Source organism: Litorilituus sediminis (assembly GCF_004295665.1).
Taxonomy (GTDB): domain Bacteria; phylum Pseudomonadota; class Gammaproteobacteria; order Enterobacterales; family Alteromonadaceae; genus Colwellia; species Colwellia sediminis.
The window spans coordinates 2205260-2219674 of record NZ_CP034759.1 but is presented as its reverse complement, the minus strand read 5'-3'; the positions used below and the strand labels follow the sequence as shown (position 1 = coordinate 2219674).

Annotated in this window: 9 protein-coding genes and 5 tRNA genes; all 14 read left to right on the top strand. The window is 41.4% G+C overall.

The genetic code is table 11. The annotated features are described in order from the left end of the window. Positions 1-109 precede the first annotated feature (109 nt). The 14 genes from EMK97_RS09890 to rpoC all read left to right on the top strand — a co-directional run bounded on the left by EMK97_RS09890 (position 110) and on the right by rpoC (position 14403). Positions 110-185: transfer RNA gene (locus EMK97_RS09890), tRNA-Thr, on the top strand. A 15-nt stretch (positions 186-200) separates the two neighbouring features. Then, positions 201-285: transfer RNA gene (locus EMK97_RS09885), tRNA-Tyr, on the top strand. Between the two features lie 59 nt (positions 286-344). Then, positions 345-419 (top strand) — tRNA-Gly (locus EMK97_RS09880). Between the two features lie 16 nt (positions 420-435). Beyond that, positions 436-511 (top strand) — tRNA-Thr (locus tag EMK97_RS09875). Positions 512-595: 84 nt separating this feature from the next. Further along, complete coding sequence (gene tuf / locus EMK97_RS09870; RefSeq protein ID WP_130601718.1) at positions 596-1780, top strand: elongation factor Tu; 1185 nt, start codon at positions 596-598, stop codon at positions 1778-1780. A 217-nt stretch (positions 1781-1997) separates the two neighbouring features. Beyond that, a tRNA-Trp gene (locus tag EMK97_RS09865) sits at positions 1998-2074 on the top strand. Between the two features lie 96 nt (positions 2075-2170). Next, positions 2171-2551 carry a preprotein translocase subunit SecE gene (secE, locus tag EMK97_RS09860; RefSeq protein WP_130601716.1) on the top strand — a complete coding sequence of 127 codons (381 nt, stop codon included), beginning with the start codon at positions 2171-2173 and terminating at the stop codon, positions 2549-2551. 2 nt (positions 2552-2553) lie between these two features. After that, positions 2554-3150, top strand: coding sequence for a transcription termination/antitermination protein NusG (nusG, locus tag EMK97_RS09855; protein WP_246028750.1), 597 nt, complete (start codon positions 2554-2556; stop codon positions 3148-3150). 254 nt (positions 3151-3404) lie between these two features. Then, entirely contained in the window at positions 3405-3833 is a 429-nt protein-coding gene (gene rplK / locus EMK97_RS09850; RefSeq protein ID WP_130601714.1) for a 50S ribosomal protein L11, read from the top strand. Between the two features lie 3 nt (positions 3834-3836). Then, positions 3837-4532, top strand: coding sequence for a 50S ribosomal protein L1 (gene rplA, locus EMK97_RS09845; protein WP_130601712.1), 696 nt, complete (start codon positions 3837-3839; stop codon positions 4530-4532). 316 nt (positions 4533-4848) lie between these two features. After that, positions 4849-5343 (top strand): 50S ribosomal protein L10, encoded by a 495-nt coding sequence (rplJ, locus tag EMK97_RS09840; RefSeq protein ID WP_130601710.1) that lies wholly within the window; start codon positions 4849-4851, stop codon positions 5341-5343. Between the two features lie 112 nt (positions 5344-5455). Next, positions 5456-5824: a 50S ribosomal protein L7/L12 gene (gene rplL, locus EMK97_RS09835; protein ID WP_130601708.1), complete on the top strand. Its 369-nt coding sequence runs from the start codon at positions 5456-5458 to the stop codon at positions 5822-5824. A gap of 240 nt (positions 5825-6064) precedes the next feature. Further along, positions 6065-10093: a DNA-directed RNA polymerase subunit beta gene (rpoB, locus tag EMK97_RS09830; RefSeq protein WP_130601706.1), complete on the top strand. Its 4029-nt coding sequence runs from the start codon at positions 6065-6067 to the stop codon at positions 10091-10093. 89 nt (positions 10094-10182) lie between these two features. Next, a complete protein-coding gene (gene rpoC / locus EMK97_RS09825) occupies positions 10183-14403 on the top strand; it encodes a DNA-directed RNA polymerase subunit beta' (protein WP_130601704.1) in 4221 nt (1406 codons plus the stop codon). Positions 14404-14415: the final 12 nt, after the last annotated feature.

The following is a 14415-nucleotide window of genomic DNA, read 5'->3' as shown; positions in this document are numbered from 1 at the left end:
TAAAAAAACGACAAAGTGCTTAGAAAGAGCAAAAAACATCAATTTTTTTTCAATTTCCCTATTGCAAGGGGCAAAACATTACTCTAGAATTCGCACCACTTAATGTAGTGCCGACTTAGCTCAGTTGGTAGAGCAACTGACTTGTAATCAGTAGGTCGCCAGTTCGATTCCGGCAGTCGGCACCATTAATACTAAAATTTGGAGGGGTTCCCGAGTGGCCAAAGGGATCAGACTGTAAATCTGACGGCTCCGCCTTCGGTGGTTCGAATCCACCTCCCTCCACCATATTTTTGATTCATGCAGCTAGCGTGAGTCTAAAAAACAGAGATAATCTGATAGAGTAAGCGGGTGTCGTATACTGGCTATTACCCTAGCCTTCCAAGCTAGAGAAGCGGGTTCGATTCCCGCCACCCGCTCCAATCTTTGTGACAAAATGCTGATATGGCTCAGTTGGTAGAGCGCACCCTTGGTAAGGGTGAGGTCGGCAGTTCAAATCTGCCTATCAGCACCATTCCTTAGATGCTTATATCATTATCTCGTTATTAAAATGTAAACTTAAATTGTAGATTATTACTATACCCAGAGGTATTTTAAAATGGCTAAAGAAAAATTTGAACGTTCGAAACCGCATGTAAACGTTGGTACAATCGGACACGTTGACCACGGTAAAACTACGTTAACAGCTGCTATCTCTGCGGTATTAACGAAGACTCACGGTGGTGAAGTAAAAGATTTCGCACAAATCGATAATGCTCCAGAAGAGCGTGAGCGTGGTATTACAATCAATACTTCTCACATCGAATACGATACAGCGGATCGTCACTACGCACACGTAGACTGTCCAGGTCACGCCGATTACATCAAAAACATGATTACTGGTGCTGCACAAATGGACGGCGCTATCTTAGTAGTAGCAGCTACAGATGGTCCAATGCCACAAACACGTGAGCACATCTTATTATCTCGTCAGGTTGGTGTACCTTTCATCATCGTATTCATGAACAAATGTGACATGGTTGACGACGAAGAGTTATTAGAATTAGTAGAAATGGAAGTTCGTGAACTTCTTTCTGAATACGAATTCCCAGGTGATGACTTGCCAGTAATTCAAGGTTCTGCTTTGGGTGCACTTAACGGTGAAGAGAAGTGGGAAGCGAAAGTATTAGAACTTGCTGAAGCATTAGATACTTACATTCCAGAGCCAGAGCGTGCAATCGACGGTGCATTCATCATGCCTATCGAAGACGTTTTCTCAATCTCAGGTCGTGGTACTGTTGTAACAGGTCGTGTAGAGCGTGGTATCATCACAGTAGGTGATGAAGTAGAAATCGTTGGTATCCGTGAGACGCAAAAGTCTACTTGTACTGGTGTAGAAATGTTCCGTAAGCTTCTTGACGAAGGTCGTGCTGGTGAGAACTGTGGTATTCTTTTACGTGGTCTTAAGCGTGAAGACGTTGAACGTGGTCAAGTATTAGCGGCTCCTGGTTCAATCACGCCACACACTAAGTTCGAATCAGAAGTATACGTACTTTCAAAAGATGAAGGTGGTCGTCATACACCATTCTTCAAAGGTTACCGTCCACAGTTCTACTTCCGTACAACTGACATCACAGGTTCTGTAGAATTACCTGAAGGTGTAGAAATGGTAATGCCAGGCGACAACCTTAAGTTTGTTGTTGAGCTAATCAACCCAGTAGCGATGGACGAAGGTTTACGCTTCGCGATTCGTGAAGGTGGTCGTACTGTAGGTGCTGGTGTTGTATCTTCAATCTTAGACTAATCTCTAGATTTTAGAACACACTGAAAAAGGTCGCGTAAGCGGCCTTTTTTGTTTTTATGGTAAAGAAAATATCATCAGAACTAGGGCAAAATCACAAATAGTCCTTGAGTAAAACCCTAGGCTGAGTATAATAGCGCCTCACTTCTCGAGTATCTCTTAATTCCCAAACAACTAAGATTCACCCGACAAGTGTAACTATTGCTTTTGAGCAGATTGTAGGGGTGTAGTTCCAATTGGTAGAACAGCGGTCTCCAAAACCGATGGTTGGGAGTTCGAGTCTCTCCACCCCTGCCACTTTTTGTTTAACTCAACTACTGAGTTAAACCTTAACTAAGCTTAATTATTAAGTTTAGCGACAGTAAATTAGATAGTGATAAACGGAATAGAAATATGAATGCAAGTACAGAAGAGCAACCGAGCAGTTCTCTAGATACATTCAAATGGGTAGCAGTATTTTTCTTTTTAGCTGCTGCTGTTGCTGGCAATTACGTTTTTGGTGAAGCGTCAGTATTGTATCGTGCTATTGGGGTTGTAGTTGCCGTTGCCATCGCTGGCTTTATTGCAGTACAAACTGAAAAAGGTCGCAATGCGGTAATGTTTGCTAAAGAATCAAGAACAGAAGTTCGCAAGGTTGTCTGGCCAACACGTCAAGAAGCGGTACAAACTACAGGTATCGTTTTAGTGGTTACTGTGATCATGGCATTATTACTTTGGGGATTAGATTCAGTTCTATTCTGGTTAGTTGGTTTAGTTACAGGTATGCAGGTTTAGTTATGTCTGAAGATATTTTCTCTGAAGAGAACACAGCACCGGAAGGTGAAGAGAAAGCAGTAAACAAAAAGTTGCGTTGGTATGTTGTCCAAGCATTTTCTGGTTACGAAGCTCGCGTACAAAAAACTTTAATTGAGCACATTGAAATTCACGGTTTACAAGATAAATTTGGTGAGATTTTAGTGCCAACGGAAGAAGTGGTTGAAATGCGCGCTGGTCAAAAGCGTAAGAGTTCACGTAAATTCTTCCCAGGTTACGTTCTTGTACAGATGGAAATGGATGAAGAAGCATGGCACTTAGTGAAAAGTGTGCCACGTGTATTAGGTTTTATTGGCGGTACTAGTGATCGTCCAGCACCAATCACGCAGCGTGAAGCAGATCGCATCTTACAGCGCTTAGAAGAAACAGATAAGCCGAAGCCGAAAACATTGTTTGAGCCAGGTGAAGTGGTTCGTGTTATCGATGGTCCATTTGCTGACTTTAATGGTGTTGTTGAAGAGCTTGATTACGAGAAAAACCGTATCAAAGTATCTGTACTTATCTTCGGTCGTTCAACACCGGTTGATCTTGAATTTGGTCAGGTTGAAAAGACTAACTAAGTATTCATTAGTTAATTTAAGTTTTCCAAAAAGCGCTTAATTTTATTAAGCGCTTTTTTATTGCAATTTTTTAGTAAAAAACTTGCAAGTTTTTTACTGGTTAATATATAATCCGCTGCCGCTTATTTTTAGCGCGCACTAAAAATGTAGTATTTCATTTTGAGAGACTGCGTATTAGTAAACTGGGGAGCGAAAACTCATAGAAGAATTTCTGGAGTAAATAGCGTTAATCACCCAAACATAAGGTATTTAAAATGGCTAAGAAAGTCCAAGCTTTAATCAAGCTACAAGTAGCTGCTGGTGCAGCTAACCCGTCACCACCAGTTGGTCCTGCATTAGGTCAACACGGTGTTAACATCATGGAATTCTGTAAAGCGTTCAACGCAAAAACAGATTCAATCGAGAAAGGTGCTCCGGTTCCAGTAGTAATTACTGTATACAATGACCGTTCATTTACTTTCGAAACTAAGACTCCACCTGCTTCATTCTTATTGAAAAAAGCAGCTGGTATCAAGAGTGGCTCTGGTCGTCCTAACACTGAAAAAGTTGGTACAGTAACAACTGCACAACTTGAAGAAATCGTTAAGACAAAAGAACCTGATCTTACTGCTGGTTCAATGGAAGCTGCAGTGCGTACTATTGCGGGTTCTGCTCGTTCAATGGGTTTAGTGGTAGAGGACTAATCAATGGCTAAATTATCAAAACGCGCTCGTCTTATCCGTGAAAAAGTAGACGTATTAAAAGAATATGATATCAATGAAGCAGTAGCTTTATTGCAAGAACTTGCTACAGCAAAATTCCGTGAAAGCGTAGATGTTGCTGTAAACCTTGGCATTGATGCTCGTAAATCAGACCAAAACGTTCGTGGTGCAACAGTATTACCAAATGGTACTGGCCGTGATGTTCGTGTTGCTGTATTTACACAAGGCGCAAACGCTGAGAAAGCTAAAGAAGCTGGTGCTGACGTTGTTGGCATGGATGACTTAGCTGAGCAAGTTAAAGCTGGTGAAATGAACTTCGACGTTGTTATTGCTTCTCCTGATGCAATGCGTGTTGTTGGTCAACTAGGTCAAATCTTAGGCCCACGTGGTTTAATGCCTAACCCTAAAGTTGGCACAGTAACTCCTGACGTAGCTGGCGCTGTTAAAAACGCTAAGTCTGGTCAGATCCGTTACCGCAACGACAAAAACGGTATCATCCATACTACTATTGGTAAGGCTGATTTCGAAGCTGCACAGCTACAAGAAAACTTAGAAGCATTATTGGAAGCGCTTAAGAAAGCAAAACCTGCTAATGCTAAAGGTCAATACATCAAGAAAGTTTCACTTTCTACTACTATGGGTGCTGGCGTTGCCATCAACCAATCAAGCTTAACTCTTTAATTTATTATTGACTAAAGTTTGCGTATTGAATCTTTACAAGGGCGATATTGTAGACTATAATTTCGCCCCTTAAATTTTGGTAGGAGTTGCTTTATTTTTGCTTTTTGCATTAGTTAAAGCGACCCCCGTCAAAGACCGTAGGTGTGATTACTTCTTCTGATTTAATGACTTAATATTTTCCTACGTAGATGGTGATTACCCAGATATTTCCTTAAATTCTGGTCCTCGCCGTGATGGCCTAGCAAGTGTTTTATTTGCTAGGGATTGTAAATACCGGTGCGTATATAAATGCCCGGTGAACCAGGAGTTAAAGCCAATGGCTATCAATCTTGATGACAAAAAAGCAATTGTTGCTGAAGTTCAAGAAGCTGCCAAAGGCGCTCAATCAGCTGTAGTTGCGGATGCCCGTGGTGTTACAGTTGAAGCAATTACTGTATTGCGTAAGCAAGCACGTGAAAATGGCGTATGGATGAAAGTTGTCCGTAACACATTAGCACGTCGTGCAGTAGAAGGTACTGATTTTGAGTGTGTTTCTGATACATTTAAAGGTCCTTCATTAATTGCATTTTCAAGCGAGCACCCAGGTGCTGCTGCACGTTTATTCTCAGACTTCGCTAAAACTAACGAAGCATTTGAATTAAAAGCAGCTGCATTTGAAGGTAATGTTGTAGACGTAAACATGTTAGCTAAGCTACCTACTTACGACGAAGCAATTGCACGTTTAATGAGCGCTATGAAAGAAGCATCTGCAGGCAAACTTGCCCGCACACTTGCTGCAGTTCGCGATCAGAAAGAACAAGAAGCTGCTTAATAAGTATCGACTTATTAAAAACACTTTTTGTATTAATAGTTATTTCAAACAGTCATATTTTGATCAACACGAGTTATCAAAGGCTGTTTCTTAAAAAACAGGAAATTTTATAATGTCTATTTCTAAAGACGATATCCTAAATGCTATTGCTGAAATGTCAGTAATGGACGTAGTTGAATTAGTTGAAGCAATGGAAGAGAAGTTCGGCGTATCTGCTGCTGCTGCTGTTGCTGTTGCTGGCGGTGACGCTGGTGGTGCTGCTGAAGAGCAAACTGAATTTGACGTAATCTTAACTGGTTTCGGCGATAAGAAAGTTGCTGTAATCAAAGCAGTTCGTGGCGCTACAGGTTTAGGCCTTAAAGAAGCTAAAGAGCTAGTTGAAGGCGCGCCTAAAGCACTTAAAGAAGGTGTTGACAAAGCTGAAGCTGAAGAACTTAAGAAGTCTCTTGAAGAAGCTGGTGCTTCTGTTGAGATCAAATAATCTGACTTCAAACAGATTATTTGCCTGAAAAGGCAATGGCTGGTGATTTAATCGTCACCGGCCTTTTTGCGCTAAAGAAAATGGTGTTTTTTTAAACCAAAACAGTGCATTATTTAGCGTTAGGTATGCAAATGTTGTTTACCAAGTAACGCTTAGACGTAAGCGTTACTGTAATACCCTGTTTAGATGTTCTATGCATTACTAAGCAGATTGGCCATAACCAGCAAGCTGAGGAACCCCATGGCTTACTCATACTTTGAGAAGAAGCGAATTAGAAAGGACTTTGGTAAAAGCGCACAAGTAATGGATTATCCATTCTTGTTGTCCATCCAACTCGAATCTTTTAGCAAGTTTATTGATATTGATCCAACAGGTGAAACCGGTCTAGAGGCTGCTTTCCGTTCTATTTTTCCAATTAAAGCTTATTCAGGTAGCTCAGAGTTACAATATGTAAGCTATCGCTTAGGCGAACCGTTATTTGACGTAAAAGAATGTCAAATACGAGGTGTAACTTATTCTGCACCGCTACGCGTTAAATTACGCTTAGTGGTTTACGATAAAGAAGCTCCGGCAGGTACTGTAAAAGATATCAAAGAGCAAGAAGTTTACATGGGTGAAATCCCGTTGATGACAGAGAACGGTACCTTTGTAATTAATGGTACTGAACGTGTTATCGTTTCACAATTGCATCGCTCTCCTGGTGTTTTCTTTGATCACGACAAAGGTAAAACACACTCTTCAGGTAAAGTGTTATATAACGCGCGTGTAATTCCTTACCGTGGTTCATGGTTAGATTTCGAATTTGATCCAAAAGATAACTTGTTCGTACGTATTGACCGTCGTCGTAAATTACCTGCGTCGATTATCTTACGTGCCTTAGAATATTCTACAGAACAAATTTTAGATATTTTCTACGATACAACGAACTTTGAAATCAAAGGTGATAAGTTGATCATGGATTTAATTCCTGATCGCTTACGTGGTGAAACAGCAACGTTTGATATTAAGATTGATAAAGATGATATCTTAGTTGAACAAGGTCGTCGTATTACGGCTCGTCATATTCGTGCTTTAAACAAAGCGAAAGTAGATAAGCTAGAAGTACCGGCTGAGTATATTGTTGGTCGCGTATTATCAAAAGCTTACGTTGATGAATCAACAGGTGAAGTGATTGCTGAAGCAAATGCTGAAATCACCTTAGAGCTTTTAGCTGAGTTAAGCCAAGCAGGCCATAAAGTTATTTCTACACTTTACATGAATGAATTCGATGTCGGTTCATACATGTCTGATACTTTACGTGTAGATAGTTCAACTAACCGCCTTGAAGCATTAGTTGAAATTTACCGTATGATGCGTCCTGGTGAGCCACCAACAAAAGATGCTGCTGAAGCCTTATTTGATAACTTATTCTTCTCATCAGAGCGTTATGACTTATCAACAGTAGGTCGTATGAAGTTCAACCGTCGTGTTGGTAACGCTGATGATGTCGGTGAAGGTATCTTATCTAACGACGATATTATTTCTGTAATGAAAACCCTTATCGATATTCGTGACGGTAAAGGTGAAGTGGATGATATCGATCACTTAGGTAACCGTCGTATTCGCTCTGTGGGTGAAATGGCAGAAAACCAATTCCGTGTGGGTCTAGTTCGTGTTGAGCGTGCTGTACGTGAGCGTTTAAGTCTGGGTGATTTAGACGGCACTATGCCACAAGATTTAATCAATGCTAAGCCTATCTCTGCGGCAGTTAAAGAGTTCTTTGGCTCTTCTCAATTGTCACAGTTTATGGACCAAAACAACCCGTTATCAGAAGTAACGCACAAGCGTCGTATCTCTGCATTAGGCCCAGGTGGTTTAACGCGTGAACGTGCTGGTTTCGAGGTTCGAGATGTTCATCCAACGCACTACGGTCGTGTATGTCCTATCGAAACACCTGAAGGTCCAAACATCGGTTTGATCAACTCACTTTCTTGTTATGCAAGAACTAACGACTATGGTTTCTTAGAAACACCATACCGTAAAGTGGTTGATGGTGTAGTGACCGATGAAATTGATTACTTATCAGCGATTGAAGAGGGTAACTTTGTTATCGCTCAGGCAAACGCTGAACGTGATGAAAATCAAAAGTTAACGCAAGACTTAGTTAACTGTCGTCACAAAAATGAATTTACACTGAAATCTTCTGATGAAGTTCAGTATATGGATGTATCTCCACAGCAAATTATTTCTGTGGCAGCATCACTTATTCCATTCCTAGAACACGATGATGCTAACCGTGCCTTAATGGGCTCGAACATGCAACGTCAAGCTGTACCTACATTGAAAGTGGACAAGCCACTTGTTGGTACTGGTATGGAAAAAGTAGTAGCGGTAGACTCAGGTGTTACAGCTGTTGCTAAACGTGGTGGTGTCGTTGATTACGTTGATGCATCACGTATCGTAGTTAAAGTAAATGAAAATGAAATGATCCCAGGTGAAGCGGGTATCGACATTTACAACTTAACTAAATACACACGTTCTAACCAAAACACTTGTATCAACCAGCGTCCAGTGTGTCGTATGGGTGAACCAGTAGTTCGTGGCGATGTATTAGCCGATGGTCCTTCAACCGATATGGGTGAATTAGCATTAGGTCAAAACATGCGTATCGCTTTCATGCCGTGGAATGGTTACAACTTTGAGGATTCAATGTTGTTATCTGAGCGTGTAGCACAAGAAGATCGCTTTACTACAATTCATATCCAAGAATTAACCTGTATTGCTCGTGATACTAAGCTAGGTAGTGAAGAAATCACTGCTGATATTCCTAATGTTGGTGAATCTGCATTAGCTAAGCTTGATGAAGCGGGTGTTGTATACATAGGTGCTGAAGTTAGCGGTGGTGATATCTTAGTAGGTAAAGTAACACCTAAAGGTGAAACGCAACTTACACCAGAAGAAAAACTACTACGTGCAATTTTCGGTGAGAAAGCAGCTGACGTTAAAGATAGCTCGTTACGTGTACCTAACTCAGTTAAAGGTACTATCATCGATGTACAAATCTTCACACGTGATGGCGTAGAAAAAGATGCTCGAGCAATCGAAATCGAAGAAATGCAACTTAAAGAAGTTAAGAAAGATCTTGGCGATGAATTAAGCATTTTAGAAGATGGCATCTATGCACGTACTAAGAAGTTATTACTATCAGCTGGTTTAAATGAATCAGATTTAACGTCTATGTCTCGTGATAAGTGGTTAACGCAGAACTTATCTGACGAAGCACAGCAAGCTGAATTAGAGCAAATTGCTGAGCAGTGGGATAACATCAAAGAAGACTTTGATAAGAAATACGAAGTCAAGCGTCGTAAGATCACTCAAGGTGATGACTTACAACCGGGCGTATTGAAGATTGTTAAAGTTTACTTAGCGGTTAAACGTCGTATTCAGCCGGGTGATAAGATGGCTGGTCGTCACGGTAACAAGGGTGTTATCTCTAACGTAGTACCAGTAGAAGATATGCCGTACGATGAAAACGGCGTACCTGTTGATATCGTGTTGAACCCGCTAGGTGTACCATCACGTATGAACATAGGTCAGATCTTAGAAACTCACTTAGGTATGGCGGCACGTGGTGTTGGTGAGAAAATTAACCGTATGTTAGAAGCTCAACAAGAGATTCATAAGCTACGTAACTTCTTACAAGACGTATACAACGTGGGTGAGTCTCGCCAAGAAGTTGATATCGCAAGCTTCTCTGATGAAGAAGTACTGCGTTTAGCAGACAATTTACGTGCTGGTTTACCTATTGCAACACCTGCATTTGATGGTGCGGCAGAGAAAGAAATTAAAGAGCTATTTAAGCTTGCTGATATGCCAGAAAGTGGTCAGTTCGTATTAACTGACGGTCGTACTGGTCGCAAGTTTGAACGTCCAGTAACGGTAGGTTACATGTACATGCTGAAACTAAACCACTTAGTTGATGACAAGATGCATGCCCGTTCAACTGGTTCTTATAGCTTGGTTACTCAGCAACCACTTGGTGGTAAAGCTCAGTTTGGTGGCCAGCGTTTCGGTGAGATGGAAGTATGGGCACTTGAAGCATACGGTGCTGCATATACCTTACAAGAAATGTTAACGGTTAAGTCTGATGATGTTAACGGTCGTACTAAGATGTATAAGAACTTAGTTGACGGTGACCACAGAATGGAGCCAGGTATCCCTGAGTCATTCAACGTATTGTTGAAAGAAATTCGTTCGTTAGGTATTAACATCGAACTAGATCAGGAATAGCGTTAGCTAACCAAACCAGTAAGCGAAGAAGGCGCCGATTTTAACATAAGTGCCTTCTTCTCAAAGTTTAACTCCGACAGGAGAAGAGTGTGAAAGATTTACTTAAGTTTCTTAAGCAACAAAATCAAACAGAAGAATTCGATGGTATTCGCATCGGATTAGCTTCGCCAGATTTGGTACGTTCTTGGTCATTTGGTGAAGTTAAAAAGCCAGAGACAATCAACTACCGTACCTTTAAGCCAGAGCGTGATGGTTTATTCTGTGCTCGTATTTTCGGCCCAGTAAAAGATTACGAATGTCTTTGTGGTAAGTACAAGCGTTTAAAGCACCGTGGTGTTATCTGTGAAAAATGTGGCGTTGAAGTTACATTAACTAAAGTTCGTCGTGACCGTATGGGTCATATCGAATTAGCGAGTCCAGTAGCGCACATTTGGTTCTTAAAATCATTGCCATCTCGTATCGGTTTATTACTAGATATGACCTTGCGTGATATTGAGCGTGTACTTTACTTTGAATCTTATGTTGTTACCGAGCCAGGTATGACAACATTAGAGAAAAGCCAGATTCTAACGGAAGAAGAGTATCTTGATGCGTTAGAAGAGCACGGTGATGAATTTGAAGCCCTAATGGGTGCAGAAGCAGTATTAGCTTTATTACAGCAGATTGATCTCGATGCAGAAGTTGCACAAATGCGTGAAGAACTACCTGAAATTGGTAGTGAAACTAAGCGTAAGAAGATCACTAAACGTTTAAAATTAATGGAAGCTTTTGCTCAATCGGGTAATAAGCCTGAGTGGATGATTATGTCGGTTCTGCCGATCCTACCACCAGATTTACGTCCATTAGTACCTCTAGATGGCGGTCGTTTTGCCACATCTGACTTAAACGATTTATACCGTCGTGTTATTAACCGTAATAACCGTTTAAAACGTTTATTAGATCTAGTTGCACCAGACATTATCGTACGCAACGAAAAGCGTATGTTACAAGAGTCTGTTGATGCCTTATTAGATAACGGTCGTCGTGGTCGTGCTATCACTGGTTCTAACAAGCGTCCATTAAAATCACTTGCTGATATGATCAAAGGTAAGCAAGGTCGTTTCCGTCAAAACTTACTTGGTAAGCGTGTTGACTACTCAGGCCGTTCTGTAATTACCGTTGGTCCAACGTTACGTTTACACCAGTGTGGTCTTCCTAAGAAGATGGCACTGGAGTTATTCAAGCCATTTATCTACGGCAAGCTAGAAGCACGTGGTTTAGCGACAACAATTAAAGCGGCTAAGAAATTAGTAGAACGTGAAGGCGCAGAAGTATGGGATGTATTAGACGAAGTCATTCGTGAACATCCAGTAATGCTTAACCGTGCACCGACACTTCACAGATTAGGTATCCAAGCATTTGAACCTGTACTAATTGAAGGTAAAGCGATTCACCTTCACCCATTAGTTTGTGCGGCCTATAACGCTGACTTCGATGGTGACCAAATGGCGGTACACGTACCGTTGACACTAGAAGCGCAATTAGAAGCACGTACGTTAATGATGTCTACCAATAACGTACTAGCACCAGCAAACGGTGAACCAATTATCGTACCATCACAAGACGTTGTATTAGGTTTATATTACCTAACACGTGATTGTGTGAATGGTTTAGGTGAAGGCATGGTGTTTGTTGACACTAAAGAAGCTGAAAAAGCCTACCGTACCGGTGTTGCTGAGTTGCATGCTCGCGTTAAAATTCGTATCACAGAGCACATTCGTAATGAAGAAGGTGAGTTAGTTGCTAATACTTCATTGCGCGATACGACTGTGGGTCGTGCAATTTTATGGCAAGTTTGTCCTGACGGTTTACCGTATGACTTAATTGATCAGCCATTAGGTAAAAAACCAATTTCTAAATTGATTAACCACGCTTACCGTAACTTAGGTTTAAAAGAAACAGTAATCTTCGCTGACCACATTATGTACACAGGTTTCCATTACGCTATGATTGCTGGTGCATCGGTTGGTATCGACGATATGGTTATCCCAGATGCTAAGTACACTATCATTGAAGACTCAGAAGCTGAAGTTGCAGAAATTCAAGCGCAGTTTGAGCAAGGTCTTGTAACTGCTGGTGAGAAGTACAACAAAGTAATCGATATTTGGTCATCGGCTAACGAAAAAGTTTCAAAAGCTATGATGGACAACTTATCGAAAGAGTACATCAAGAACCGCGATGGTGAGATGGAAGAGCAAGATTCATTCAACTCTATCTTTATGATGGCTGACTCGGGTGCTCGTGGTAGTGCCGCTCAGATCCGTCAGCTAGCGGGTATGCGTGGTCTAATGGCCAAGCCAGATGGCTCAATCATTGAAACGCCAATTACCGCTAACTTCCGTGAAGGTTTGAACGTATTACAGTACTTCATCTCAACTCACGGCGCGCGTAAAGGTCTTGCCGATACGGCACTTAAGACAGCTAACTCGGGTTACTTAACACGTCGTCTTGTAGACGTTGCCCAAGATTTAGTGGTTACAGAGCATGACTGTGGTACACAAGATGGTCTATTAATGACGCCATTAATTGAAGGTGGTGATGTTGTTGAACCACTTCGTGAGCGTGTATTAGGTCGTGTAGTTTGTGAAGACGTTTTAATTCCAGGTACAGAAGAAGTATTACTTCCGCGTAACACATTAATTGATGAAAAATTATGTGACACCTTAGAAGAGCACTCTGTAGACCAAGTTAAAGTACGTTCAATCATTACCTGTGAAACTGACTTTGGTATTTGTGCACACTGTTACGGTCGTGACTTGGCACGTGGTCATATGATCAACCAAGGTGAAGCTATTGGTGTTGTTGCTGCTCAGTCAATCGGTGAGCCAGGTACACAGCTAACCATGCGTACTTTCCACATTGGTGGTGCGGCATCTCGTGCGTCAGCAGAGAACAGTGTACAAGTGAAAAACACTGGTACCTTGAAGTTACAAAACGCTAAGTTTGTAACTAACTCTGAAGGTCACATTGTTATTACTTCTCGTTCATCAGAATTAACCATTATTGATGAAATGGGTCGTGAGAAAGAGCGTTATAAAGTGCCTTATGGCTCTGTATTATCGAAGAATGACGGTGAAGCTGTAACAGCGGGTGATACAATCGCTAACTGGGACCCGCATACTCACCCAATCATCACTGAGGTAGCAGGTAAGGTTCAGTTTGTAGATCTAGTTGATAGTGTCACTATGGTTCGCCAAACGGATGACTTAACTGGTTTATCAAGCATTGTTGTTACTGATGCAGCACAGCGTAGTGCCGCAGGTAAAGAAATGCGTCCTATGGTTAAACTAGTTGACGCTAAAGGTAATGACATCATGATCGCCGGTACTGATATTCCAGCACAGTACTTCTTACCAGGTAACGCGATTGTTAACCTAGAAGATGGCGCTGATGTTAACATTGGTGATGCATTAGCACGTATTCCACAAGAGTCTTCTAAGACTCGCGATATTACCGGTGGTCTACCACGTGTTGCTGACTTATTTGAAGCGCGTAAGCCTAAACTACCAGCTATCTTAGCTGAGAAAACAGGTGTTATTGGTTTTGGTAAAGAAACCAAAGGTAAAGTTCGCTTACTTATTACGCAACCAAACGGTGAAGTGTACGAAGAGATGATCCCTAAAACACGTCAATTAAACGTGTTCGAAGGTGAGCAAGTGATTAAAGGTGAGGTTATTGCCGATGGTCCAGAATCTCCACATGATATCTTACGTTTACGTGGTGTTGCACCAGTAGCTAACTACATTGTTAACGAAGTGCAAGAAGTTTACCGCTTACAAGGTGTAAAGATTAACGATAAGCACATTGAAGTTATCGTTCGTCAAATGATCCGTAAGTGTGAAATTCTAGATGCAGGTGATTCAGAGTTCCTTAAAGGTGAACAAGTTGAAGTTGCACGTGTAAATATCGCTAACCGTGAATTAGAAGCACAAGGTAAGCAACCTGCTGAATACGAAATGCAAATGATGGGTATTACTAAAGCCTCATTAGCAACTGAATCGTTTATTTCAGCGGCGTCTTTCCAAGAGACAACACGTGTACTTACTGAAGCTGCTGTTGCTGGTAAGAAAGATGGTTTACGTGGTCTGAAAGAAAACGTAATCGTTGGTCGCTTAATCCCAGCAGGTACGGGTTATGCGTATCATCAAGAGCGTGCAAAAGCAAAAGCTGCTTTTGATGCCCATGAAGATACTACCGTATCAGCTGACGAAGCAGAAAAAGCGTTAACCGATGCTTTAAATGCAGACTTACTTTCTGATGAAGCTGAATAAGCTGAATTAGCT

Bases quoted from the DNA above. Each gene is read 5' to 3' on its own strand.
- tuf (WP_130601718.1), top strand. From the start codon at position 596: ATGGCTAAAGAAAAATTTGAACGTTCGAAACCGCATGTAAACGTTGGT.
- secE (WP_130601716.1), top strand. From the start codon at position 2,171: ATGAATGCAAGTACAGAAGAGCAACCGAGCAGTTCTCTAGATACATTC.
- nusG (WP_246028750.1), top strand. From the start codon at position 2,554: ATGTCTGAAGATATTTTCTCTGAAGAGAACACAGCACCGGAAGGTGAA.
- rplK (WP_130601714.1), top strand. From the start codon at position 3,405: ATGGCTAAGAAAGTCCAAGCTTTAATCAAGCTACAAGTAGCTGCTGGT.
- rplA (WP_130601712.1), top strand. From the start codon at position 3,837: ATGGCTAAATTATCAAAACGCGCTCGTCTTATCCGTGAAAAAGTAGAC.
- rplJ (WP_130601710.1), top strand. From the start codon at position 4,849: ATGGCTATCAATCTTGATGACAAAAAAGCAATTGTTGCTGAAGTTCAA.
- rplL (WP_130601708.1), top strand. From the start codon at position 5,456: ATGTCTATTTCTAAAGACGATATCCTAAATGCTATTGCTGAAATGTCA.
- rpoB (WP_130601706.1), top strand. From the start codon at position 6,065: ATGGCTTACTCATACTTTGAGAAGAAGCGAATTAGAAAGGACTTTGGT.